Source organism: Eubacterium xylanophilum ATCC 35991 (genome assembly GCF_000518685.1).
Lineage (GTDB): Bacteria > Bacillota > Clostridia > Lachnospirales > Lachnospiraceae > Eubacterium_F > Eubacterium_F xylanophilum.
On sequence record NZ_JAEB01000010.1, the window covers coordinates 80,172 to 105,911 of the forward strand.

Here is a 25,740-nt window from a genome sequence, read left to right on the forward strand (position 1 = left end):
GTGAAGTTGCGTGCCAATAAGTGGAGAAAGTGGCGGTGCGTGGCTTGTTTCGACAGGAAGTCGAGAATGGAAAGGGATTAGTATGAATATTACATTGCGAACGATTGAGTTGTTTGTGTTTTGGTATCCGGCTTTGATGGCAGTTTTTTGGATGGCCGGGGGTATCATTTTTTATTTTTCTAACGAAAGGAAGAAGCCAATACCGTTGTATGAGGTACCTATGGTTTCGATTCTTGTACCTTGTTATAATGAGGGGGAGACATTGGAGAATACTGTCGAGAGATTGGCTGAGATACAGTATCCCAATTATGAGATTATTGTAATCAATGACGGATCAACAGATAATACGGTGGAGGTTGCAGAGAGTCTTCTTGACAAATATCCTATGATGAGATTCATCAATCAGAAGGAAAATGCCGGGAAGGCGAATGCCTTGTACCTCGGACTTTTGGCATCAAATGGAGAGATACTGGTTGGTGTTGATTCGGATTCATATATTATGCCGGATGCGTTAAATTACATGGTTCCGCACTTTACAAACCGATTTAATGGAGAGAGAGTGGGTGCGGTTACAGGTAATCCACGCGTTAGGAATCGCAATAGCTTGCTTGCCAAGATTCAGCTCTGTGAATATGCAAGTATAATCAGTCTTATCAAGAGAACACAGAGAGTTTGGGGAAAGGTCATGACGGTCTCTGGAGTAGTAGTGGCATTTAGGAAGAAAGCGCTTATGGATGCTGAGCTGTGGGACCGAGACATGATTACTGAGGACATCGGTGTTACTTGGAAATTGGAGAAGAAGTATTGGGATGTGAGATATGAACCGCGAGCACTTTGCATGATGCTTGTTCCGGAGACAGTGAGGGGACTGGCTAAGCAAAGAGGACGTTGGGCGTCGGGAGGAATGGAGATTCTCAGACGACATTTTAATATTTTTAAATCTTGGAAATCTAGACGACTGTTCCCTGTATATCTAGAACAGTTGTGTTCTATACTATGGTCACTTTGTTGGTTATTAATGTTAATAATAATCATTTTCAATCTATTTACCAATAATACTTATATACAACTTCCTTATTTGTGGAAGAGTTTGTTTTTATCGTCTGTGTGCTTGTTGCAATTCATAGTTGCAATTGCGCTTGACAGTCGATATGATCCACATTTATTTAAGTACAGTGTGGAAGCAGTTTGGTATCCTTTTTTGTATTGGTATATCAATGCATTCTTGGTAATCAAGGCACTTCCAACACTATTTAAAAGAAACAAAAAGTTAGCTAAGTGGAGTAGCCCGGATAGAGGGATAAGCGGTAATGATAGCACTAAAAAGTAGAAGGTGATTGTGATGAAAGCTGAGATAAATGGAAGAGAAAAGCCTCATGAACAGAAGGTTGATTACAATATAGACGATCATCTTATAGTGGGGCATCAAAAAAAGTGGAAGCGTGTTATAGAGTTGATATTAACTTTCCTTGCATGGATTCTCATGCTATCCTACTTGGTATATGAGATTTACGGAGATATGGCGATAGATCATGGGTGGTATTTACCGGAGTTTGTGGTTTATAATAGAGCAATGATTGAAGAAACAAGGCTGTATTATATATTTTTACTTATAGCATTTTTGCTGGCTTTTGTAATTTTAATTATCTGGAAAAATTACAATCGTGTCAGGTTTGGAAAGCTCCATAGAAGAGAGTTTTTGCCGGAAGTAACAGATGAAGAATTAGTAAAAAAGTTTGAGATAACACCAGAGCAACTTAAGCAGTTTCGCGAAGAACGCAACATTGTTCTGGAACATAATATAATTCCAAAAGATTTGGGAATGGGATATAAGAATAAAAAGTAAAATATTCCGCGACATTAGAGCTGTGGAATAAATGTATACACTAAAGGAGTAAGATTAGTCAAAGAAGTATTTGATGCAGCCAAAGCGGCTAACCCGGATGCAGTTCTTCTGATAAATGATTTTAACTTGTCGGAGAGCTATAGAATACTGATTGATGGATGTTTGAACGCCGGAGTTCCGATTTCAGCTATAGGCATCCAGACCCATCAGCATCAGGGATACAGGGGGCGCGAGTGGTTGGAGGATGTGCTAGAGAGATTTTCGTTCTTTGGCCTTCCACTTCATTTTACAGAAAATACGCTTTTGTCAGGTGAGATAATGCCTCCTGATATCGTGGATCTCAATGATTATCAGGTTGATGAATGGCCATCAACACCTGAGGGGGAAGAGCGACAGAAGAAGGAGTGGGCTGAAATGTATCAAATTCTCTTTGAGCATCCACTTGTAGAGGCAGTCACAGGATGGGATTTTGCAGACGGTGCATGGCTTGGAGCACCGAGTGGAATTATACGCAAGGATAACTCGACAAAGCCGGTATACAACGAGCTTTATCGTCTGATTCACGAGGAGTGGCACACAGAGGGTGAGCTTAAGACTGACGAGAACGGAATTTTCAAAATTGATGGATTCAAGGGAGAATATGAAATTACTGTTGATGGAAAGACAGTTACTTATAATATCGATAAGAGCGAAGATGGTATTGTGAGATTATCTTTATAAGAATGATTACTGGGCCGTCGCCTAGATGGATACTTCTATCTAGGCGACGGCTTTTTATAATGTCTTACTCCCTACGGTCGTAAGACATATAGAGGAAACGCATATGGAAACGCATACTGCTAGTCTTACTCACGTCGTTCGTAAGACATTTATTGCTGGTCTTACTCCCTTTGGTCGTAAGACAATTATCGGAATCGCATATTGCTGGTCTTACTCACGTCGTTCGTAAGACATTTCTTGAGGATGTGGAGAAAAAAATATAGAATAGGCATGCCAAAATGGGAAATATAAAATAGGCATGCCCCGAAAGTGGAATGAGGAGATCCCGGGAGAGAGAAGGGGCATGCCAAAATGGGGAATATAAAATAGGCATGCCCCGAAAGTGGAATGAGGAGGTCCCAGGAGAGAGAAGGGGCATGCCAAAATGGGAAATAAATACGGATGAAAAAAGTCAATTTTTAAGAAAACATCCGTATACATGGGAAGAATTCTTAAGACAATAAAAAAAACTTGACAAGCAAAGAAAAAAATATTATACTGAATATAAATTCAATGAATAAATATTCAACAAATCGCAAAGCTATCTCGGAATTATGTGATGTGTGAGAATATGCAAAGTAATGTTAAGATGAAAGGAAGAAAAGCTATGAAAAAGAATTCAAACAAAAGATTAGTGATTATCGGAGGAGGAATTGCAGGACTTACTGCAGGAATATATGGTAAGAAAGCGGGATTTGATACTGTGATTATAGAGAAGAATGCTGTCCCGGGTGGTGAGTGCATGGGGTGGAATCGCAAGGGATTTCATATCGATAACTGCATTCACTGGTTAACCGGGACTAAGAAGGGTACTGAACTTTATGATGTTTGGAAGACAGTAGGTGCTTTGAGTGATGATACTGAGTACGTGCCAATGGATGCGTTTTACTCATCTCGGTATGAGGGACAGGAAGCTACGCTGTGGGTTGATCTAGAGAGAACTGAGAGAGAATTGGTTGCTATTTCTCCGGAAGATGAAGAAGAGATAAGAAAGTTTATAAAGGCTGTGGAGTATTCTAAGCAATGTTTAGTGCCGGCTCACAAACCCATGGAAATGTGGGGGATAAGTGACTATATCAAGATGGGTTCCTCTATGAAGGACTTTCCAAAGGTGATGAAAGAATATGGCAAGATATCTCTTGAGGAGTATGCAAAGCGGTTCAGGTCGCCACTTTTGCAGAAGCTTATGTGTGACTATTTACCTAAGGAATATGCCACCTATGCGTTGCTTGTGTCTTATGCCACGGTGGTTGATGGAAATGGAGATATTCCCGTGGGAGCTTCTCTCCAGATGGTGCTTAGAATGGAGAAAAAGTATTGTGACCTAGGTGGACAAATATGGTATAATAAGTCTGTTGATAAGGTACAAGTGGATCGTAAAAAAGTCACAAGTATTGTTCTAGAGGACGGGGAAAATGTTCCGTGCGATTATGTCGTACCTGCGATTGATACATATACTCTTTTTAACAGGATTTTAGGTAGAGAATATATGCCTAAGGAGTTGGCGAGAGTCTATGAAGATGAAAAAGCTTATCCTACGACAAGTGGCTTCCAAGCTGCATTTGCCGTAGAAGACGGGATAGATGTTGGTCGGACTATTTTTCTTGAAATAGAACCACTTAGGTGCGGAAATACAACTATATCTCGCATGTTTGTAAAGTTTTATGGTTATGATGATATTTTTCGTGCAGACGGAAAACAAGTTATGCAGATAAGCATTTTGCAGCGCGATAGAGATTACGAGTCGTGGAAAGCCATGACAGATGAGGAGTATAGAGCAGAGAAGGAGAAATTAGTTCGTGAAATCCAGCGTAGGCTTGTGTCAGAGTACCCTGAGTTGGCGGGAAAGATGGAATTTCTCGACGCATGGACACCACTTACCTATGAGAGGTATTGCAATGCCTACCACGGAAGTTATATGAGTTTTGTCACCACACCGGGAGTCAAACAGTTTCGGATGAAGGGAAAACTGAAGGGGCTTGATAATGTGTTTGTTGCCGGACAGTGGACAATGGGGACAGGTGGATTGCCGGTGGCAGTTACCAGCGGGAAGTTTGCAATTCAGAGGATATTAAAAAGTCAGAAGAGAAGTATCGAAATTTAGGAGGGTATATGTCAAGAAAAGAGCAAAAAGAAGAGCGCAGAAAGGCCATCCTGATGGCTGCATTACAATTATTTGTTGAGCGGGGGTATCATGAGACCAAAATCGCTGATATTGCGAAGGCGGTGTCCATGAGCGTTGGCCTTATGTTTCACTACTTTGAGTCCAAGGAGGCACTCCTCATAGAATTGGTGAAGATGGGAGCTGAGGGGACGAAGAGTGCGAAGATACCGGAAAATGTTCCGATGGATATGTTTCTCGGTGGTTTTTTGAGAGAGCTTTTTGATTATGCCGAGAAAGAACCTTGGGTATTCAATATGTTCATCCTAATGAGACAAGCGAGGCGTGCCGGGATGCCGGAAGAAGCTAGAAAGATTGCATTTTCGGTGGATGGGATAGGTGCTGATACTGCAGAGGGAATCGCCCTCGGGCAGAAAGCTGGTATTTTTAGGGAAGGAGACCCTGAAGCATTGGCGAGAATTTTTTGGGCATCGGTTCAGGGTGTCATGGAGGAAATGGCGGTAAACCGGGAATTAGAGGCACCTGAACCTGAGTGGTTGATGGGCATTTTAAGGAAATAAATAGGGAATAAACCAGAAGTCAAAAAATTTTACTTGAAAAATCAGCTCACTTATAATAAAATAGAACATAGAAATGTTTAGGAGGAACCAATATGATTTCAGCAGGTGATTTTAAAAATGGATTGACCATCGAGATTGATGGTGTTGTTTTTCAGATTTTAGAGTTTCAGCACGTTAAACCGGGTAAGGGTGCTGCATTCGTTAGAACTAAGCTTAAAAATGTTGTTGATGGAGGAATCGTAGAGAAGACTTTCAGACCTACAGATAAGTATCCACAGGCACACATTGATAAAAAAGAGATGCAGTATTTGTACGCTGAAGGCGACATGTACAACTTCATGGATATGGAGACATATGATCAGATCGCTCTTACAGATGAGGCGATTGGCGATACAATGAAATTTGTCAAGGAAAATGATATGGTTAAGATGGTATCATACAAGGGCAATATTTTCTCAGTTGAGCCACCTATGTTCGTTGAGCTTGAAGTTACAGAGACAGAGCCAGGCGTAAAAGGTGATACAGCAACTAATGTAACAAAGCCAGCAACAGTTGAGACTGGTGCTACAGTTAACGTACCTATCTTCGTTAACCAGGGCGATGTTATTCAGATTGATACAAGAACAGGTGAGTACTTGAAGAGAGTATAATCCCTATTTTTGACAATGGTATATAAGGATTAGTTAATTACTTGTGGTGTTCCATATTTGGGACGCCACATTTACTATACAAAGGTTTTTAGAGGAATAGTGGAAAGGAAATAAAATGCGGGATATTATATTGATTCAAGGTGCTCTTGACAGTGAAATCGATTATTATATTAGCAAGTTAGAGAATGTTAATGAAGTTAAGGTTGGATCACTAGTTTTCTATGAATCAGAGCCCATGGGGATAGTAGTACAGAAAACTAATATGGGACTTGTATATGCTACTCTCGCAACAACTCTTGCCATAGAGAAGTATGCTCCTCGGATTGTAATTAATCAAGGAACTGCCGGAACTCACTCGGAGAGTGTGAAGGTGGGAGACATAGTTGTCGGAGAGAAAGCTTATAATATACATGATATGACTACACCGAATCTGTCACTCGGCGAGGGATCTCACCCTGAGAATTGGAGAGCCCATATGAAAAGAGGTGTGTCGGCAAGACCTGAGTGTGTATGTGAGTTCTATGAGAAACTAAAAAAAGCCAATACTGTGCATAAGGGAATTCTTGGCTCGGGAGACTTCTTTACCAAGGAAGCGGATAGAGTCAAGTGGTTGCACGAACAATATGGTCATCTTAGTGAGGATATGGAGTCCTTCGCAGTATATAGAACCTGCAATGAACTTGATGTTCCCGCGGTTGCCATAAGAATAATAGCTAACGACGAGGTGAAAGGCATTCCGTATGATGAAGTATATGGAAGAAAACTTCAAGAGGTGATATGGGATATAATTAAGTTAGAAGAAAAGATTGGAGAATAATAGCTGAGTTATGAGAGAGATAAAACTAGTTACTTTTGACTTGGATGAAACGGCACTTGACAGCAACAAGTGCCTTCTTCCGTCTACAGTGCAAACTGTAAAAAAACTTGTTGATATAGGAATCGAAGTAGTCCCTGCGACTGGACGAGTATTTACGGGAGTTCCGGAGGAAGTGAGAAACCTTCCCGGAGTGCGCTATATAATCGCCAACAATGGTGGTGGAGTATATGATAACAAAACAGGCGAAATCCTACTCGAGGACGGAATAGATCCAATTGAAGCGGTCCCGGTGCTTCTCGACCTTGAGACATTACCCGTTATGGCAGATCCATTCGTCAAGGATGGCGCTTATATGTGCAAGAAAAATGTTCCGTTAATTGACAAGATGGCAACTTCAGAGCCTATGCGTGAGTACATCAGAAGCACCCGTCGCGTTGTAGATAGTGTGGCAAGACATATAGCAGAATCCAAGGAAATCATACAAAAAATCACTATTAATTTTGGATCCGACGAAAATGGCGATAGAATCTGCTATGATGAAACTTGGGAAATACTTAATAACTATCCGGAGCTGAATTCAGTTTCCGGTGGAACTAACAATATAGAAGTCACGCGTTGTGGCGTCTCCAAAGCAAGTGCCCTTGAATGGCTTGGTGATAAGCTTGACATAGAAGCATCAGAGATGATGGCTTTTGGTGACAGTGGCAATGATGCCGAGATGTTGGAATACGTGGGACTAGGTGTGGCAGTTGCTAACGCCGAGCAGATAGCCTTGGATGTGGCAGATGACATAACCGCCTCCAATAATGAGGATGGTATAGCTAAGGCTGTTGAAAAACATTGGAGTAAGTTTGAAGAATAGGAGAAATAATGAAAATGACTTAGAGGCAATTGTTGAGTTTGTAAAACAATATAAGTAAGTTAGTTTTAATGGGAGAAGCAGGATGACAGATAATCAAATCAAATGGAATTACGAGAAAGATTGTATGGTAAAAGCTCTGGTAGAGCTGGGTTTTCCGGCAGAAATAGGTGATGCGATTGCTGCTAATCTTGGGAGCCCCAAGGCTATGAGGCGCATGACCGGATATTTAATTAATGTTAAACCGAAAAAAATAGAACTTGTAATAGATGAGATGCTTGCTATATGCAGCGATATCGAGAGATGGAGAGAGAAAAAGGCAAGTGAGGCAGCAAATGCCAGTTATACTGCCTATCTCAATTCTGACCTGAGACCTGATGACGACTTTGAAGGGGAGGATTGGTAGTGAAATATTCCAATATAACAAAGGCAAAGTTTATCAATCGGCCCAATCGTTTTATCGCTGAGGTAGAGATTGAGGGAAAAGTTGAAATAGTCCACGTGAAGAATACAGGGAGATGCAAGGAAATACTCATTCCCGGTTGCGAGGTTTGGCTTCATGCTCCCGGAACACCGGGACGCAAGACAAAGTACGATTTGGTGGCAGCTAGGAAGCAGAGTGGGATGCTAATCAATATAGATAGTCAAGCACCTAATAAAGTTGTGAAGGAGTGGCTGGAAAAACAGAATTATGAAAAGATAATCCCAGAGTACACATATGGTGCATCTAGAATTGACTTTTACCTCGAGAGGAATATTTTACAGGAAAAAACTCTCATGGAAGTAAAGGGATGCACGCTTGAGATAGATGGGATGGGGTACTTCCCGGATGCGCCGACAGAGAGAGGTGTGAAACATATAAAAGAACTGATAAAGGCTCGCAAAGAGGGCTATAGAGCAGTGCTTGCATTCGTAATTCAGATGGATGGAATTGTGGAGGTTAGACCCAATGTTGATACTCATCCTGAGTTTGGAGAGGCGCTTGAGAAGGCAAGAAAAGTAGGTGTGGAAGTGCTATTTCTCACTTGTCACGTGGAACCGGATAGTCTGGAAATAATATGATATTAGAGCGATGACAATTATGGTTTATTATTCTTTCCAATCATGCTATAATATAGATGTTAGCACAAAACAAAATCAGAAGAAGGGGTAAAGGCGAAATGACAGGATATATTCAGAACATGCGAAAATATGTTGGACATGAGACAATCATCCAGTGTGCGGCAAGTGTGATAATTGTGGATGAAAAAGGCCGAATTCTCTTAGGAAAACGTTCCGACAATCACATGTGGGGATACGCAGGGGGAGCTGTAGAAATCGATGAATGCGTGGAAGAGTGTGCGATGCGTGAGTTGATGGAAGAGATGGGATTGACGGCGGAAGAGCTCGAATTCTTTTATATTAATTCTGGGCCAGAGACCCACTATATCTATCCCAACGGGGATGAAGTTTCCAATGTTGAAATTATATATATTTGTCGAAAATGGTCCGGTACGCCGAAGTCGCAAGACGGTGAATTGACGGAACTTCGTTTCTTCGAGCCATGTGAAGTGGAGTTGCGGAACATTTCTCCGCCTATTCGACCTGTGATAAAAAAGTTTTTAGAGGAAGAAAAATATGATAAGAGAAATTGTGAGAGATGAGATGTTTCTCAGCCAACCATCAGTGGCGGCGGGGAAGGAAGATCAGCAGATAATAGAGGATTTGGAAGATACACTGGGAGCAAACGCAAGTGGTTGCGTCGGAATGGCTGCCAATATGATTGGTTATAAAAAGCGAATTATCATCGTATCAATGGGATTTGCCAATGTGATTATGATAAATCCGATTATAAGAAAAAAAACTGGCGAATACGAGACGGAGGAAGGGTGTTTATCCTTGTCGGGAGTTCGTAAAACTAAACGTTATAGGGAGATAGAGGTGGAGTACTTAGATAAGAGCTTTAAAAAACAAAAGCAAAAATTCTCCGGATATGTGGCACAGATCATACAGCATGAATGTGACCACCTTGAGGGAATTATAATATAAGTTCATGGATAGGAGGAGCGGTAATCCACAGACAATTGGATTATATGAGACAAAATGACATATAGAGAAAATGTTTACCAATATATAAAAGAGAAGTATCAAAGCGAACCAGAGTATTTGTGGCAACATTTTCCTAATACAGCTATCATGAGGCATAAGGAAAATAGAAAATGGTTTGCGGTAATAATGGATATATCCAAAGATAAGCTGGGACTTAAGAGCGATGTTGTTGTAGATATCTTAAATGTAAAAATCGATGATGAGATGTTAATGGAAGTTCTTATTCAGCAGCAAGGAATATTTCGCGGATATCATATGAATAAGACTAAATGGATTTCGATTCTATTAGATGGGACTGTTGATTTGGATGAAATATTTGATTATATAGACTTAAGTTTTAAGGCAACAAGTTAAAAAAGATTAATAAGAATAGGAGGAATAAACTATATGAATGAAACAATTAGATCACTAATGGAACGCAGGAGTATTCGCAAGTTCAAGGTGGATATGCCGAAGAAAGAAGATCTTGAAACTATCGTGGAGGCTGGTTTGTACGCTGCCAGCGGTAGGGGAGAGCAAGGTGCAATGATAATTGCAGTAACAAACAAGGAACTCAGAGATAAGATATCAAAGTCCAATTGCCAGATTGGCGGATGGGGCGAAGACTTCGATCCATTTTATGGTGCGCCGGTCATCCTCATTGTTTTGAGAGATAAAAACTGTGGGACTAGTATATATGACGGAAGCCTTGTGATGGGTAATCTCATGGTTGCAGCACACTCCCTGGGGCTTGGAAGTATCTGGATTCACCGTGCTAAGGAAGAGTTTGAGATGCCAGAGTACAAACAACTCCTCAAAGACTTGGGGGTCGAAGGAGATTGGGAAGGTGTTGGACACTGTGCCATCGGATATGCGGATTGCGAAAATCCTGAGCCTGCGGCAAGGAAAGACGGAAGAGTTTATTGGGTGGAGTAAAATAATTTGATATGAAAATAGTATGAAAAAGGAGGTCTTTTATTATGGAATATAAGTCAGTACAGGTAGTATTAAAAGAAAAATTTATTGGACATGATGCCAAGAATCTGTCTCAGCTAGACAATACATTAAATAGAATGGCTGCAGATGGGTGGAAACTTTCACAAATGACAACAACTGTGGCCGGAAATACAGGGCTTGGTGGTGGAGACAGAACTGTGTTTACGCTTGTGTTTGAAAGATAGGAGAGAAATGAAAATAGAGTGGCAACCGTTAATGCATGTTTAATGGTTCGATTAGAGTATTCACCTGAAATGAAATAAATAATACAGTTTAAGTACTATTTTAAATAATTTTTGAAAGAGAGGTGTACCCTATGAGTGAGTCACGACGAAGGGATTTTTGCATTGAGTGCAGAAAAGAAACGGAGTATTCTTTAGAAAAACAGAATATTATAAAAGTGATTAGAGATAAGGAGTACACATTTGGAATTACTGTTGCTATATGTGAAGAATGTGGCGAGAAAATGAGTATACCGGGTCTTCTTGATAAAAATATTCAGGAGATTGATGAGCAGTTTAGATCAGTGGAAGGTTTGGTGTCAATTGATGATATTGAAAAACTTATGAAGATATACAAAATTGGAAAAGCTCCATTGTCGCTAGCACTTGGATTTGGGGAAGTGACAATACCTAGATATCTCGAGGGACAGATTCCCTCCAAAGAGTATTCCGATGTTGTAAAAGCTGCTTTAGCTTCTCCGGCATATATGAAACAAAAGCTAGTAGATAATAAAGAGAAGTTGACAGATGCGGCATATAAGAAGGCAAGAAACACCGTGGATGGAAGCTAGAAAAGGTTACGGCAAGACGATTCCTTCCAGTGAACTATTGCCCAAAGATAGGATTATGCAGTATTATATTGCCGTGAATCAGAAGTACGGTATAGATACAGAAAAAGGATTGAAGATGTACATTCATGATATCCTTGACCAGGCATCATAATAATACAACGTTAATTTAGATACACATATTAATAAAATAACTAAGTGAGGTGCGATATGTTATTTATTCATTATCCCAAATGTTCAACCTGCCAGAAGGCCAAAAAGTGGTTGGACGAAAACAAGATAATATACGAAGAACGTCATATTGTGGAGTCAAATCCCACTTATGAGGAATTAAAAACATGGTATGCTCAAAGTGGACTGCCGCTGAAGAGATTTTTTAATACCAGTGGAATGCTATACAAGGAGATGAAGCTGAAGGATAAGCTTCAGACAATGAGCGAAGATGAGCAATTGCAGTTGCTTGCGACTAATGGCATGTTGGTAAAGCGTCCATTGGTGGTGGCTGACAATGTGGTCATTACCGGCTTTAAGGAATCGGAGTGGGCTGAGCACTTTGAAGGGCAAGAAGACCATGGTTAAATTGTTTAGAAAGGCGCTCCAAAGGGGAAAGTAGATTAAGAAAAGGTGAAAAGATGTTTAAATCAAACAGTGCAGAAAATATTGATGATAAAAACCTAAATATTGCGCGCACAGATGTAATGACTGGCGATAGAGATAAACGAATGTATCTATATTATCAGCTAATAAGGAGTATAAAAGAAGCAGTTCAGATAGATATTGTCGTTTCTTTTTTGATGGAATCTGGTGTGAGAATGCTTCTAAAAGAATTGAATAATGCTCTGAACAGAGGGGCACGTGTGCGAATACTAACGGGTAATTACTTGGGAATTACCCAGCCATCTGCTCTGTATCTTATCAAACATGAACTTGGGGATCGAGTGGAATTAAAGTTTTATAATGAAAAAGGCAGATCATTTCATCCCAAATCATATATTTTCCATTATCAGAACCACAGTGAAATCTATATTGGTTCATCAAATGTTTCTAGAAGTGCTCTAACATCAGGCATTGAGTGGAACTATAGGTTTAGTAGTGAGACGGATAGATTAAATTATGAGAAGTTTTATTCGACATTTGAGGATTTATTTGAAAATCATTCCATACTAATTGACGATGCTCGTTTAAGAGAGTATTCAAAAAATTGGCATAGACCGGCAGCGTCAAAGGATTTAGATAAATATGATGATATTGAAATCAATGATGATTATAATGTTATTCCATTTTTTGAACCACGTGGAGCACAGATTGAGGCATTGTGCGCGCTAGAAAACACTCGATTAGAAGGTGCGACTAAAGCATTAGTATTGGCAGCAACTGGAATTGGTAAGACAGCTCTTGCGGCATTTGATTCAAGAAAATATGATAGAATATTATTTGTAGCCCACAGAGAAGAAATATTAAAGCAAGCAGCGAAAACATTTGAGAATATAAGAGGAGTCAGAGATTATGGCTTTTTTAATGGGGATAATAAATGTTCAGACAAACCAGTTATTTTTGCATCTGTTTCAACACTTGGAAACGAAAGATATTTGAATGAGAAATACTTTAAATCAGACTATTTTCAATATCTAGTTATAGATGAAATACATCATGGTGTTACGGACCAGTATAAGAGAGTTGTTGAATACTTTGATCCGGAATTTATGCTTGGTTTGACAGCAACCCCTGAGCGAATGGATGGCAGAAGTATATATGAAATATGTGATTATAATGTTCCATATGAACTACCACTTAAAGAAGCTATTAATAAGGGGATGCTAGTTCCTTTTCACTATTATGGAATTTACGATGACACAACAGATTACGAAGGCATTCACCTTGTTCGTGGACATTTTGACGAAAATGAGCTTAATAAAAGATATATTGATAACGAAAAAAGATACAATTTGATATATAAGTATTATTGTAAGTACGGGTCAAAGCGAGCACTGGGATTTTGTTGTTCGAGGGCGCATGCGGAGGATATGGCAAGAGCTTTTTCACAGAGGGGGATATCATCTGTAGCAGTATATAGCAATGCGTCGGGAGAGTATTCAAGAGATCGCAGCGAAGCAATAGAAAGCCTTAAAAATGGGGATGTACGAGTTATTTTTTCTGTGGATATGTTTAATGAGGGAGTTGACATAACTTCAGTTGACATGGTACTTTTTTTAAGACCTACAGAATCCCCGGTTGTTTTTCTTCAGCAGCTTGGAAGAGGATTAAGGCGTGATAGGAATAAAGAATATTTGAATGTTTTAGATTTCATAGGTAATTATGAAAAAGCTGGAAATGTTAGGTATTATATCACAGATGGGTATAATAAGAACAATAAGGAGTATAATCCTGCAGACCATGACCAACTTCCTGATGATTGTATAGTTGATTTTGATATGCGGCTTATCGATTTGTTTCACGAAATGGATAAGAAAAAACTAAAATTGCGAGATAGGATAAAGAATGAGTATTACCTTGTTAAGGAGAAAGTGGCTAGGAGACCTCTTCGAATGGATTTGTTTACATATATGGAAGAGGATGTATATCAATTGTCGATAGAGCATTCAAAGGACAATCCATTCAAACGATATATAGATTATCTCCATGAACTTGGTGAATTGACAGAAGAAGAGGAAGTTCTTTACAAGAGTGTTGGAAGGGAGTTTATCAATCTACTGGAGACAACTAATATGACTAAGGTCTATAAAATGCCGGTTCTTATGGCATTTTATAATCAGGGAAATATTCTGATGGAAGTTACGGAAGAACAGCTTCTTGACTCTTGGAAACGCTTTTTCAGTACGGGAACAAATTGGAGAGATCTCGATAAAAATATGACTTATGAAAAGTATCTAGAGGTATCTGATGCAGAACACATAAAAAAGATTATCAAGATGCCAGTTCATTTTTTGCAAGAATCTGGAAAAGGCTTCTTTGTGCCGAAGGAAGGTTGTGCTTTGGCTTTATGTGAGGAGATGAGAGCAATTATTAACAATGAGAGCTTTGCCATTCATATGAAGGATGTTATTGAATACAGAGCAATGGATTATTATAAAAGACGATATAATGGGGCGGAAAGAATCTAAATGTAAGGAGAGATGACTAATATGGCAATTAAAGATATAACAATGGATCCGTCAAATTTTGTAGTATTAGCGGATTATATACCACATATTATACAAGAAATAAGATATCATTCCACTTATAATTTCATAGGAGAGAGAATTGATGGATATGAGGAGCCTGTTGCACTGTTAACTAAGGAAGCCGCAAGGGCACTGAAGGCGGCCAGTAACGAGGCAATGGTTTTAGGATATCGATTTAAGGTTTTTGATGCATATCGTCCGTCATCAGCTGTAAAGCAATTTGTGCTTTGGGGGCTTGAGGATACTGATATCAGGATGAAACCATACTTTTATCCCGATTTAGAAAAGCAGGAAATGTTCCGCAAGGGTTATATTGCCAAGGAATCAAGCCACAGCCGTGGAAGTGCAGTAGACCTTACATTGTTTGATATGAAAACAGGTAAGGAGGTTGATATGGGCGGACCATTTGACTTGTTTAGCCATGTTTCACATCCGGATTTCAAGGGGATTACAGAGGAACAATTTGAGAATAGAATGATGCTCCAACACATTATGGTGCGAAATGGTTTTGAACCGATTGACTGTGAATGGTGGCACTTTGCGTTGAAAGATGAGCCTTATCCAGATACGTATTTTAACTTTCCGGTTTCATCGGAATATCTAAAGAGATAGGAGAATTAATATGCTAGAACCAGAAGAATTGCATATTTCACCAATGCCTAAAACTTGGATTTTGGACTTGGACGGAACTCTAGTTGTTCATGACGGACCATTTATCATGGGAAGAGATGAGTTTTTGCCTGGAGCCAGAGAGTTCCTTGAGAGTATTCCAGAGAAAGACACGATAATACTATTGACGGCGAGAATGGATTATGAAAAAGCTCATACTTTGAAGTTTTTAAGGGAAAACCATGTGAGATATGATCAGATTATATTCAATGCCGGACAGGGAGAGAGAATACTCATTAATGACAACAAGCCAGATGGATTGAGGACAGCAATTGCTATTAATACAACAAGAGATAAGTTTTGCCAAACTAATTTTGTGACTGATTGTACAATGGGAACAATGTATGATTGATAAAGAAAAGCAAAAGATGATATGGTAATATTAAATAAATAAGGAGAACTATCATGAAAACAGGAAAAAACTATAAAATAACAATTGCAATACTTGCTATGGCAGCAGTAATTGCAACATCAGCAACCGTTGATGCAAGAAGTGTCAAGCTTAGCAGTAAGCAAGTAAGTATCACTGTGAAAGGAAAAAAGACCATTAGACTCAAAGGAGTTACAGACAGGCAAGCTAAGAAAGCTAGGTGGACAGTTAAATCGGGTAAGAAAATTGTTAAGCTCAAGCTTTCCAAGAAAAAGAAAAAAGTGGTCGTTGCAGGAAAGAAACCAGGAAAGGCAAAAATTGAATGTAAAGTTATGGGAAAGAAGCTTGCGTGTCGAATTACAGTAAAGTCTGCAAAGTCAAATAAGGCTGAGAATTCGGTAACTCCCGCAGTAAAAGCGACGTCAAATCCTAAAGCTAGCGAAGTGCCAAGTACCAAAATACCTGCCCAAACAACTGAAAAACCATCAGAATTACCTGTTGTAACAGCAAAACCATCAGAATCACCTGTTGTAACAGCAAGACCAACACATATTCCGACTGATGACAGGTTAATGGCTGAGCCAGCAAAAGTTGTACCGTATTATGATCGGGGAATAATTAATCAATATCCTACTGGCCCGGATTTATATGACATAAGAAATGATGAGTGCTACTTTTTTGGTTCTAATATTGAGAGGGCGAGAATTGAACGAATCGAGATAAAAAGGGAGATATCTATTCCAGAAAATGCGCTTGGAACCCTCGATTTATCTGAAAAGCAAAATCAATCAGTAATGGCTTGGTACCTTGATGAAGACCAAGATAATGCATATGAGATGTATATTGGTCAAGAAGGTGGAGTAATTACCAATCCTAATTCAGACTATTTGTTTTCTGATATTGGTCGTTTGACTCTAGCTGATTCAGATGAGATTTTATTTGGAATAGAAAATCTATACTGTGATAACATGAAATCTATGAGGTGTATGTTTAAGAGATTTGGGTTCAGAAGTGAAATTAAACTCAATCTTGGAGAATATTTTAATACTTCAGGAGTTGTTGACATGGATGACTGCTTCAAGTATGCTGGGTTAATTAACTATAAGAGCAAAGAAGAGAAGGTAGACACATCAGAATATATGACAGTATATGTTGGAAAGAGTTTTTCGTTGGAATCACTGTCAGAACCCACAACTGCGTGTGCTAAGTCATGTGGAATGAAGTTCATGTTACCATCAGAGAAGCAGAGAAAAGAGTTTATAGAAAAAATAAATGCAGATTGTTATGAGGATGGAGACTATGTTGTAGTAAAGAGTACAATAAAGGATATTGTATATTAGTAGTTATAGTAAGAGGAGCTTTGCTTGTTTAAGTTAAGCTCCTCTTATATTGCCGTTCGTAAGACAATAATCGCATTTTGACTATTTTATTTTGTATCAATCTATGTTAGAATGGAAATGTAGTGGGAATGCTTTTGGGAGGAGAAATATTCACATCTTATTCCCCGAGGGGAAGCTAGAATAGAGAGGAGAAGGATTATGAAGAAAAGAAAACTTTGCAACAGATTAGTTGCAGGGGCAATGGTGGTGGCCCTTGCTATATCTTCATTCAGCATGCCGATGAGTTTTCAGGAAAAAGGTTATGTAAAAGCTGCTGAGAAGGTACAACCCAACAAAACGGGAATGAAACTCAGCAAACCACTTTTTAATGATGGAGTAAATGTTTTTTATTTACAATATCCAACAAAACTTAGTTTAGGAAGGAATTTTACGCCAGAGCTTGTGAAGGCAGGCAAGGGCTCTACTACTGTAGAAAACGCAAGTGTTGATGGAGCAGTTATCAGAATATCCCAAGGTGAAACATATAACAATCTCAAATATCAAACAACAAGTTTTTCATATGATGATATTCTTGATATGGAGAGTTTTTATGAAAGTAACAAAGCTTCATCTAAAAATGTGGATTTTTCCATCAGAGTAAATCTATCAAGTACAGCGGGGCTATATCAGGGTGATATTGTAGATGGTGAAAGTCCCAAAAATCTAGAAGAATCATATGTAGGAGAAAATACTCTTTCAGTAATCTACGAATCTCCAATTGAGTTTGATACCAATAATATTAAATTTATTATGAATTGCAGTCAAGGCGAACGCGTGATATATAAAGCTCCTAAGGTGAAGCTTGCTTCGACAGCTCCAAAGGATTTCAATACAAATTCTTTTAAATACTTATGGGCAAATGATGGAAAAGAAGTAGTATTTAATTCTTTTGCTGATATAAGTATAAAAGATGGCATTGATGTCATGGAGAATCTAGATAGAACCAATAGATTGAATGTAGAATATGCCTTCAAAAGTGAGGATGGTGAGTCATATACATATAAACAATACTTCGAATACACCGCAAAGTGTGCAAATGTAAAAGGTGATAACAAATTCATCTATGAGAAGTTTGCCACAGAGAGCGATGAATCTGGAAAAGCTTTGTATGACTACTATTTTGTATATTATGATAAGGTCTATAAAGGTGATAACTTCTATTACATGGCAATCAAGGCCAAGAGTGAGAATGCCGATAATTCTGTAGATGGTGTCAAACTATCAGAAGTCGATTCAACTGATGACTTGCAGGAAATGCTTGTTACCAATTCAGATCTTTTCAAAGAATCAGGTATGAATTATTTTCAATTAATTGCGGAAGATGGCTTGGTAAAAGCCAACTCCAGTAGTGGCTATGGACGTTATAGCTTGGGAACTGTTGGAAATATTCCATATGCACACTTTTTGACAGGTGATAAAGTCTTAAAGGATGGAGAAAATGAATATGCATTCAAATTATACGAGGATGCCAAGGATTATCTCAAAGATAATATAGCACTTAATGATATAGATATTAATGTAAAATGGATCGATCCAGTGTCATATACTGATCCGGAGAGCAGAACATTTTACATATATAAAAATGATGGAGTCCCTGATTTGGAGCTGCCTAAATATGATACAAAAAAACTATTTAACAGAGATGAATCAGTAGATTACGAAGTATATTATGATTATACATTTACCGATCCAAAGACAGGCGAAGAGAGGAGAATTCCTTTTGGTTATGGCACATTGACAACGGAGTCAGAGCTTACGATTACCGGTAAATCAGAGACGGGAATTAAGCTTGCGCTTGGAGACAACAAGTATACTGCCTCAATAGGAATATTTAACAATGCTTCGGTAACATCTGCCAATGCTCTTACAACTAGATATATTCAGCGAGTGACAGTTCTCAGAAAGAATAATGCCGAGGTTTCAAGACATAAAACAGAGTATGAGATTATATATGCACCAAAAGCACCGGCATATGTATACGGAAAGAAAGTATCAGTTGATGCAGACGAGAAAAATATTCCGCTAGAAGTAAAAATAGGCGAGAATGCAGCTGTGTCAGATGGATACGAAATTGCTGGATATCAGTGGTATAAGGGAGATTCAGTCGATGAGGATAATATCATTGAGGGAGCTAATAGTGCCACATATGTTGTTCCTGACGCAACAAATGCCAATAGAGGAAAGTATACGGTTTCTCTTCTTGTGTGCCAAAAGGGAGATTCCCAAAAGAAAGTTGCTTATAAAACAAGTGGTACATTTGAAATAGGCATACTTGAGAAGCCATATGAGGTTATATCAAACGATGGAGCCGAGCTGTATGAGGTATTTGACAAAGAGACCAATGTTTGTCCGGTTGGTGAGTCCTTTGAGGCAAAGCCTGAAATACGAGTATTGAATGATAAGGCAGATATTAAGTATGAGTGGAGTACACTGGAATATAAGTATTTTAGCTTGAAGGATTTATCACAAAATCCAAATATTAAAGATGGATATACTATTTATAATACGAGAGTTACGTATGATCCAGAGACTGATACAAATTATGATGTGGGTGTATATTGTAAACTCGTAAAACTAGATAATACTTCATCCTCATTTAAGCATAAACTTGTGTTAGATGACATCGCAACACTTACAGATGAAGGTTATTTAAATCACCCTTACAATGTAAGTTTGACAATCAAATACAAGAATCCTAATTCGGATACTTACGTAGACGGAGATAGTTTTTATTGGAATGTAGGTGAGAAAATTGAAGAAAAGAAAATATATGCAGAAGGTCAGGCAGAGCGCATAGTTAACAGCTACGTATCCGGTGTTTCTGGAATGAACGGATATACCAACAGATATGCTGTTCCAGCTACGATAGGTTCAGCTGTAAATATTATCTCATCAAAGTATGCTGGACCTAATGATAATTATAAAGTGGAGTATACTTGGTACAGATGGGTTTATAATCGCGAAATAGGGTCATCAAATTGGATCCAGGTATCTTCCGAAGACGCTGATAACACTTTTAGAGTGGATAAGGTTGAAAAGTATGACAATGGAAATGTCAAAGAGCCATATTTCAGGTTGAATGTTAAGATTGTCAACAAGGATACTTCAAAGACATTAATTAATAAAACTGAATATTTTGAAATCCAAAATGCCAATCCACTTGTGACGATAAATGCTAGTCGTACAACAGATCAAAGCGTAAAAGTTGCCGTGGGAGATAAGATTTCTCTTGGAGTAAATGCACAAATTAAAGAAGAGGATAGCAAATACGAACTCAAATATGTATGGTATCACGATGGAAAGGCTATCAAGAATTCTTCCGGAAAGCTATCCACAGGACAAGTATATGAGAAAAATCCGGCAACAGTGGGGGATTTTGGAACATATACATGTTATGTTTATGCGGCTCCAGCAGGAACAGAAGCTACAGATGATATGAGTACATACATCGAAGCTAAAGCAGTAACATTCTACGTATCAGAAGACCACGGTATAGTTATAAAAACTCCTAGTGCGAACTTTGTCAGTGTTAACGAAGGCATGAACAAAGACTTAGTTGTAGAAGTGACAGCACCGGAGGGATTGAATAATGTAAGATATCAGTGGACTTTCGCAGGTCGTGAGTTGGATAATAATAAAAATGTTCTCTCGCTGAAGAATATTAAAGTTGAAGATTTTGGCGCATATATTTGTTCGGTTTATGAAGATAGCACCAAGGTTGGAGAGGTCCAATTCATCGTGGTAGACGTTGATGCATTTTGGCATCCATATATCAAGGGAGCTGCAGCAAATCTTGATGGTGGAGTGGTTACCGGAGAATATTCTAAGCCTCTGACAATGGAAGTTGGAATTCAAGTCAATGGTAATTCACACAAACTTGACTTTGAATACCAGTGGTATGTAAATGTCAACGGTGTGGATGAGATTATAGAGGGAGCCAACAAAAGTTCATATACTGTGCCGGAATTAAAGTCAGAAGACTTTAAAAAATCAAGATTCAAATGTGCAGTAACAGCCACTATTGATGGCGACAAAGAGAACAAACAAAAAGAGTGGGTTACAATTGATGTTGAACCTGCTATTAACAAGAAACATTTTACTTATGATCTTGTAGGTGAATACGGTGCTTTCGAAGATAATGGTCGAAACAACGTTGGTGACAAGATACGCATAGGTGTAGAAAATGTTAATTCAGAAGAAGACCTATTGTATCAGTGGACATTTGAAAAAGGTGTGGATTCAGATACCGGGTTGCCGGTTGATGAGTTCTCTGTCGAATATTTAGATGTCAAGAGTCCGGTGATTGAAAAGACTTTAACTGAAAATGATTTTGGGCGTTATACATTGAAAGCTTATTTTAAGAACTCTTATGATTCAAATGGAGATAGATTATTAGCATTTGATGAAGTATATGTAGTGAGGAAAATGAGTAACATCAGAGTATTTGGTCCACTCAATGATTATTCGGAATTCACCAGAAAGTTTGGTGAACCGGTGACCTTTACAGTTGAACGACTGAGAGGAACAGGAGAAGTTCAGTATCAGTGGTACAATAATGACATTGCAATTATGGGTGCTACATCATCCCAGTACAAGATAGCAGCTGTAAAACCATATGATATCGGTAAATACACCTGCGAGATTAGCAATGTTGATGGGGAGCCAATTGATAGTGTTGAATTTACTCTCAAAGGAAGTATGGGATTAACGCTATCTAGTCCTTTGATGAAATCCGAGGAATATGATTACGGAAAGAGTGATTATAAAGTTTTTGTTGGATACAAAGACGGAGAGGATGTCTCTCTTCCTGTTACTGCTAAAACAGATGATCCAAATGGTCTAAGTTACGTATGGGAGTATTCGTCAAATAACAAAACATTTTACAAGATTACCGATAAAAAGGACATCAGCACATATGTAGTTAAGAATGCACAACCAGGTGATCAAGGCTACTATAGATGTACTGTTTCGGATAGTTATAGTAAAGCTACTGCAACATTTGAGCTTTATAGAAAGACAGATGGAATCCTTCAATTCAAGTATGTTGAAGATGATGATCCCGATGATAATTACGCAGTACTTGTTGATGAAAACTACTACGATGAGGGTATTTCGTCAAAGTCAGAAATATTCTGGGTAAGTGGCGGAGAAAAAATACGTTTGGATGCTTCTGCAGTGGCAACTGAAGGTTTGGATATTGTATATTCTTGGTCAGCATATGATAATGTACAGGGTCGATATGTCACTTTGGCAGAGGGTAAAAACCTGTCAACTTATGATATCACAGTTGATGAGAATATTAACTGGCGAACCATGAGTACAACCTATAGATGTATAGTTAAGGCTGGTGGAAATCAGATAGAATACATAGGTGAACTAAAAAGCGCCATGGAGGATAAAGCAATCCGAATTAAGACAGATAAAAACTATGTAGTAGAAGGTGGAAGCATTACCTATACAGCGATTGTTGGAGATAATGGAGAGGACTGGAATTATCAGTGGTATACCTATGATGATGATGGCAATTTGGTCGCAGTAAAGGGAGCAAATAGCAAGACTCTCACGGTAAAAACGGACAAGAATCCAAAACCGGATGCGGCAGATAAGTATGCCAGTGTCAAATCTCCGTTAACAGGTGATAGCGCATTCAAAGAATATACATATTGTTGTCAGGTGACTCGTGGAAACGAGGACAGTTATGAGGAATATCATACAAGTAAAACGATATCTGTTGTAAGTATTCCGGATGAATGTCAAAGTACCCTTCCAAGCTCAATCCTTCCGATGGTTGAAAATAATGTTCAGGCATATGAAGTTAAGGGAGCTAAATCACTTCGAATTAAATTCAGTGATCAGTGTAGCCTAATTCTTCCTGGAACTAGATTTTCTATGGCAGCTGCTAAGAATATCATCCTTGGATATGTTCACATCATAACACCGGATGGCAAGGAAACAATATATCCTGACAAAAATGCAAGTGATATTGAAGCTACTGATATTGCTGGAAAAACAATAGAAGTAAAGGGAAGCAAGGCTATCATATTCTTCGAGAATGCCGTTGCTGGTGAGGAAGCAATCATGTATGAGCTTTTATTCTCCGGTAGCAGCCAATATGGATATAAGGTTGAAAGCATAGACGATACAGCAACCTATGAAGCTAGAATCGAAGCAGAAAAGAAGAAAGTCGAGGAAGATGCTGCGCGAGATGCGAAGATAGAGCAACTTCAAAAAGACATAGAGGCTTTGAAGAATGGTTCGGTGGAACCTACTTCTTCATCATCATCATCCTCATCGTCTTCGACTACGGCTAATAAAGCTAAAGCGAGCACTGCTAAGAAGGTGGCTAAGAATCCTACTAAGAAAATCAAGGCAGTTAAGAAAAAGATAACTGTCAAGAAGAATAAGAAAGTTAAGATTACTTTCAAGGTGACAGCCAAGAAAAAGAAGAAAAAGACAACAGACAAGCTGAAAGTCAAGGTACCTAAGAAATTAGGAAAAGTCAAGAAAAAGCTTAAGAAGGTCGGCAAAGTTGTCATCACCTTTAAGGCAGGCAAGAAGAAGAAAAAGGGCGTTATGAAAGTAAAACTTGGCAAGAAGACAGCAAAGGTTAAGATAACAGTAAAGTAAATAGATGTTTGTGAGAATATTGGTTGCGGCACTCTGTGTCGCAACCTTTTACATGCAATAGAAGGGAAACGCGTAATTTTGACACATATTCCTAATATAATAGTAGCTGTGAATAGATATTTCACAAAAATAATACAAATAGAGAGGAAACAAAATGAGAAAAAGCATTATAGCAATTAGCGCATTAACGCTAGCAGTAATTGGAATCACAAGTGCTGGTATGTCAGTGAGAAAGGCAGATGCAGCAATCAAAATATCACTCAAAAAAGGTGTTTATTATGTAGAAGGTCGAGGTGCAATGAAAAAAAAGGATGCACCGACAGAGACGCAAAAGAAAAGAATTAAGAAAATAGTAATAAAAAAGGGAATCACCAAGATCCCCGCCAAGGCATTTATGAATTGTAGCAAGGTTACATCAGTAAAGCTTTCAGAAGGCTTGAAAGAAATAAAGCCGGCGGCATTTTACAAATGCTCACTAAAGAAAGTAAGTGTTCCAAAATCAGTTAAAGCGATTGGTGATTCAGCATTTCAATGTAAAAGCTTAAAGGAGATAAATGTTCCTGGAAATTACGAGTATATCAATGGTTTTCACAGAACTAATTCTATTATTGGTTATGGGAAAGTAAAAAGAACAGTATTTACTACCCCAGTAGAAAAGAACGTATTGTATACGTTTGACTCAGAACATTTTTCTTTTGCGAAGAAGGAGTCGAGATTCCGGTTTAGAGATGGAGTTGTGTATTCTAAAGATATCAAAGAACTAATTATGGTAGCTAGTGGAGTGAAGAAACTCAAAGTAGCTGAGGAGTGCGAGGTTGTTGATTTATACGGAATCTATGGTGGAGAAGATTTGCGAATTATAAAGGGCAAAGATCTCGCTGAGATTGTTTTCCCTGCAAATGTGAAGATGTTTAAAACCTCTAAGAGTGGTAGTTATGCTTCCCATAATTGCAAGGTCGTTTTTGAGGCAGAATCTCTGTCACAAGAGTTGATTAATAAACTTGTGGATAAGATGCACAATAATACAAATTTTATACAGGGGATGATAGATGCGGGTTATGTAAAACTCAAAAGTGGATTATTGTGTGGCAAGTATAGTGGCAAAAACTTTGAATATACACCTGATGGCAATGTTGTCAGGGGATACTACGGCAAGGAAACGAAGATAAGTATTCCGGACAATGTCACATATTTAGAGAGTATGTGGAATGGTTGGGGACTTGAGGATATCAAGATTGCACCGTCAGTTGAGAAAATTGATTGTAGTTTGTATTCTGAAACTAAAGTTCGAGAAGTAGTGATACCTGCTACTATTAAGACTTTGGTTGAGTCTTTTGCTAACTCCGAAATAACCAAGGTCAAATTTGAAAATTCGTTTGATGTTTTGCCTCGATATATGTTTAGAAATTGTTTTGACCTGGAGGAAGTGGAGTTGCCTAAGGCTGTCACAAGGATATCTGAGGGGGCATTTGAGAATTGCAGCACATTGAATGTAAGCAAGCTATTGCAAAATACTAATTTGAGAGTTTTGGAGAAAAATGCATTTTATGGGGCTGGAAAAGGGGAAATAGTCGTTCCTGCGCATATTCAAGATATTGAGGATGGATGTTTTGGCGGTAATCGCTGGAATAAGATTGATCTTAAAATACTTAGCCCTACGACGAAAATGAGCGCAAATGCTATAGCATATAGTTGTTCTACAAAGGTGTATTTTCCATTTGAGTTTTCTAAGACTTTCTCATGGCTTGGCGGAAACTTTAGTCTGAACAAATCGAAAATTAAGATGGATATTTATGCGACAGATGTAAATGGTGCTAAGGGCATTCACTTGCAAGTGTTTAAAGATAAAAAACACACAAAGAAGATTTTTGATAAATATTGCAATCCTGTGAAATATTCGACCCAATTCAAGTACAAAGAGGCTAAGAAACCTGGGAAATTTTATGTGAGGATTCGTCCGTACAGAATTGTAAATAATAAAAAAGAATACGGAAAATGGTTCGAAAGAGAACTCAAAGTCGTGAAAAGTAAAAAAGCGTAAGTTAAG

At 38.5% G+C, this 25,740-nt stretch carries 24 protein-coding genes; all 24 read left to right on the plus strand.

What is annotated here, in order from left to right; all coding sequences use genetic code 11:
* Positions 1 to 10 precede the first annotated feature (10 nt).
* The 24 genes from pgaC to L877_RS0102505 all read left to right on the plus strand — a co-directional run bounded on the left by pgaC (position 11) and on the right by L877_RS0102505 (position 25,734).
* The gene (gene pgaC, locus L877_RS0102385; protein ID WP_242837106.1) at positions 11 to 1,330 is read left to right on the plus strand and encodes a poly-beta-1,6-N-acetyl-D-glucosamine synthase; all 1,320 of its coding nucleotides are present in this window, start codon (positions 11 to 13) and stop codon (positions 1,328 to 1,330) included.
* Positions 1,331 to 1,342: 12 nt separating this feature from the next.
* The gene (gene pgaD, locus L877_RS0102390; RefSeq protein WP_026834734.1) at positions 1,343 to 1,846 is read left to right on the plus strand and encodes a poly-beta-1,6-N-acetyl-D-glucosamine biosynthesis protein PgaD; all 504 of its coding nucleotides are present in this window, start codon (positions 1,343 to 1,345) and stop codon (positions 1,844 to 1,846) included.
* 27 nt (positions 1,847 to 1,873) lie between these two features.
* Positions 1,874 to 2,566, plus strand: a complete 693-nt coding sequence (locus tag L877_RS11810) for an endo-1,4-beta-xylanase (RefSeq protein ID WP_084554736.1) — start codon at positions 1,874 to 1,876, stop codon at positions 2,564 to 2,566.
* A gap of 646 nt (positions 2,567 to 3,212) precedes the next feature.
* Entirely contained in the window at positions 3,213 to 4,709 is a 1,497-nt protein-coding gene (locus L877_RS0102405; RefSeq protein ID WP_156922962.1) for a phytoene desaturase family protein, read from the plus strand.
* Positions 4,710 to 4,717: 8 nt separating this feature from the next.
* Positions 4,718 to 5,287 (plus strand): TetR/AcrR family transcriptional regulator, encoded by a 570-nt coding sequence (locus L877_RS0102410; RefSeq protein WP_026834736.1) that lies wholly within the window; start codon positions 4,718 to 4,720, stop codon positions 5,285 to 5,287.
* A gap of 92 nt (positions 5,288 to 5,379) precedes the next feature.
* A complete protein-coding gene (gene efp, locus L877_RS0102415; RefSeq protein WP_026834737.1) occupies positions 5,380 to 5,937 on the plus strand; it encodes an elongation factor P in 558 nt (185 codons plus the stop codon).
* Positions 5,938 to 6,052: 115 nt separating this feature from the next.
* Positions 6,053 to 6,754: a 5'-methylthioadenosine/S-adenosylhomocysteine nucleosidase gene (mtnN, locus tag L877_RS0102420; protein ID WP_026834738.1), complete on the plus strand. Its 702-nt coding sequence runs from the start codon at positions 6,053 to 6,055 to the stop codon at positions 6,752 to 6,754.
* A gap of 10 nt (positions 6,755 to 6,764) precedes the next feature.
* Positions 6,765 to 7,616 (plus strand): Cof-type HAD-IIB family hydrolase, encoded by an 852-nt coding sequence (locus L877_RS0102425; protein ID WP_026834739.1) that lies wholly within the window; start codon positions 6,765 to 6,767, stop codon positions 7,614 to 7,616.
* Between the two features lie 82 nt (positions 7,617 to 7,698).
* Positions 7,699 to 8,019, plus strand: a complete 321-nt coding sequence (locus L877_RS0102430) for a hypothetical protein (protein WP_026834740.1) — start codon at positions 7,699 to 7,701, stop codon at positions 8,017 to 8,019.
* Positions 8,019 to 8,675: a DNA/RNA nuclease SfsA gene (gene sfsA / locus L877_RS0102435; protein WP_026834741.1), complete on the plus strand. Its 657-nt coding sequence runs from the start codon at positions 8,019 to 8,021 to the stop codon at positions 8,673 to 8,675. Before L877_RS0102430 ends, sfsA begins: the two co-directional genes overlap by 1 nt.
* A 98-nt stretch (positions 8,676 to 8,773) precedes the next feature.
* Complete coding sequence (locus L877_RS0102440) at positions 8,774 to 9,256, plus strand: NUDIX hydrolase (protein WP_026834742.1); 483 nt, start codon at positions 8,774 to 8,776, stop codon at positions 9,254 to 9,256.
* Complete coding sequence (locus L877_RS0102445; protein ID WP_026834743.1) at positions 9,231 to 9,641, plus strand: peptide deformylase; 411 nt, start codon at positions 9,231 to 9,233, stop codon at positions 9,639 to 9,641. The genes L877_RS0102440 and L877_RS0102445 overlap by 26 nt, the downstream gene beginning before the upstream one ends.
* Before the next feature lie 54 nt (positions 9,642 to 9,695).
* Positions 9,696 to 10,055 carry an MmcQ/YjbR family DNA-binding protein gene (locus L877_RS0102450; RefSeq protein WP_026834744.1) on the plus strand — a complete coding sequence of 120 codons (360 nt, stop codon included), beginning with the start codon at positions 9,696 to 9,698 and terminating at the stop codon, positions 10,053 to 10,055.
* Positions 10,056 to 10,088: 33 nt separating this feature from the next.
* A complete protein-coding gene (locus L877_RS0102455) occupies positions 10,089 to 10,616 on the plus strand; it encodes a nitroreductase (protein WP_026834745.1) in 528 nt (175 codons plus the stop codon).
* Between the two features lie 44 nt (positions 10,617 to 10,660).
* On the plus strand, positions 10,661 to 10,861 hold the full coding sequence (locus L877_RS0102460) for a DUF4177 domain-containing protein (RefSeq protein ID WP_026834746.1): 201 nt from the start codon (positions 10,661 to 10,663) through the stop codon (positions 10,859 to 10,861).
* Between the two features lie 215 nt (positions 10,862 to 11,076).
* Complete coding sequence (locus L877_RS14360; RefSeq protein ID WP_242837107.1) at positions 11,077 to 11,469, plus strand: hypothetical protein; 393 nt, start codon at positions 11,077 to 11,079, stop codon at positions 11,467 to 11,469.
* Complete coding sequence (locus L877_RS14365) at positions 11,459 to 11,620, plus strand: hypothetical protein (protein ID WP_242837108.1); 162 nt, start codon at positions 11,459 to 11,461, stop codon at positions 11,618 to 11,620. The genes L877_RS14360 and L877_RS14365 overlap by 11 nt, the downstream gene beginning before the upstream one ends.
* A gap of 56 nt (positions 11,621 to 11,676) precedes the next feature.
* Positions 11,677 to 12,045, plus strand: coding sequence for an arsenate reductase family protein (locus L877_RS0102475; protein ID WP_026834747.1), 369 nt, complete (start codon positions 11,677 to 11,679; stop codon positions 12,043 to 12,045).
* Positions 12,046 to 12,098: 53 nt separating this feature from the next.
* Positions 12,099 to 14,588 (plus strand): DEAD/DEAH box helicase family protein, encoded by a 2,490-nt coding sequence (locus L877_RS0102480; protein ID WP_026834748.1) that lies wholly within the window; start codon positions 12,099 to 12,101, stop codon positions 14,586 to 14,588.
* Positions 14,589 to 14,609: 21 nt separating this feature from the next.
* Complete coding sequence (locus L877_RS0102485; RefSeq protein ID WP_051437622.1) at positions 14,610 to 15,260, plus strand: M15 family metallopeptidase; 651 nt, start codon at positions 14,610 to 14,612, stop codon at positions 15,258 to 15,260.
* 10 nt (positions 15,261 to 15,270) lie between these two features.
* Entirely contained in the window at positions 15,271 to 15,669 is a 399-nt protein-coding gene (locus tag L877_RS11820; RefSeq protein ID WP_034784878.1) for an HAD family hydrolase, read from the plus strand.
* A 53-nt stretch (positions 15,670 to 15,722) separates the two neighbouring features.
* Positions 15,723 to 17,027 carry a hypothetical protein gene (locus L877_RS0102495; RefSeq protein ID WP_026834750.1) on the plus strand — a complete coding sequence of 435 codons (1,305 nt, stop codon included), beginning with the start codon at positions 15,723 to 15,725 and terminating at the stop codon, positions 17,025 to 17,027.
* A gap of 198 nt (positions 17,028 to 17,225) precedes the next feature.
* Entirely contained in the window at positions 17,226 to 23,693 is a 6,468-nt protein-coding gene (locus L877_RS0102500; protein ID WP_026834751.1) for an immunoglobulin domain-containing protein, read from the plus strand.
* A 154-nt stretch (positions 23,694 to 23,847) separates the two neighbouring features.
* Positions 23,848 to 25,734, plus strand: a complete 1,887-nt coding sequence (locus tag L877_RS0102505) for a leucine-rich repeat domain-containing protein (RefSeq protein WP_026834752.1) — start codon at positions 23,848 to 23,850, stop codon at positions 25,732 to 25,734.
* The last annotated feature ends 6 nt before the right edge of the window (positions 25,735 to 25,740 follow it).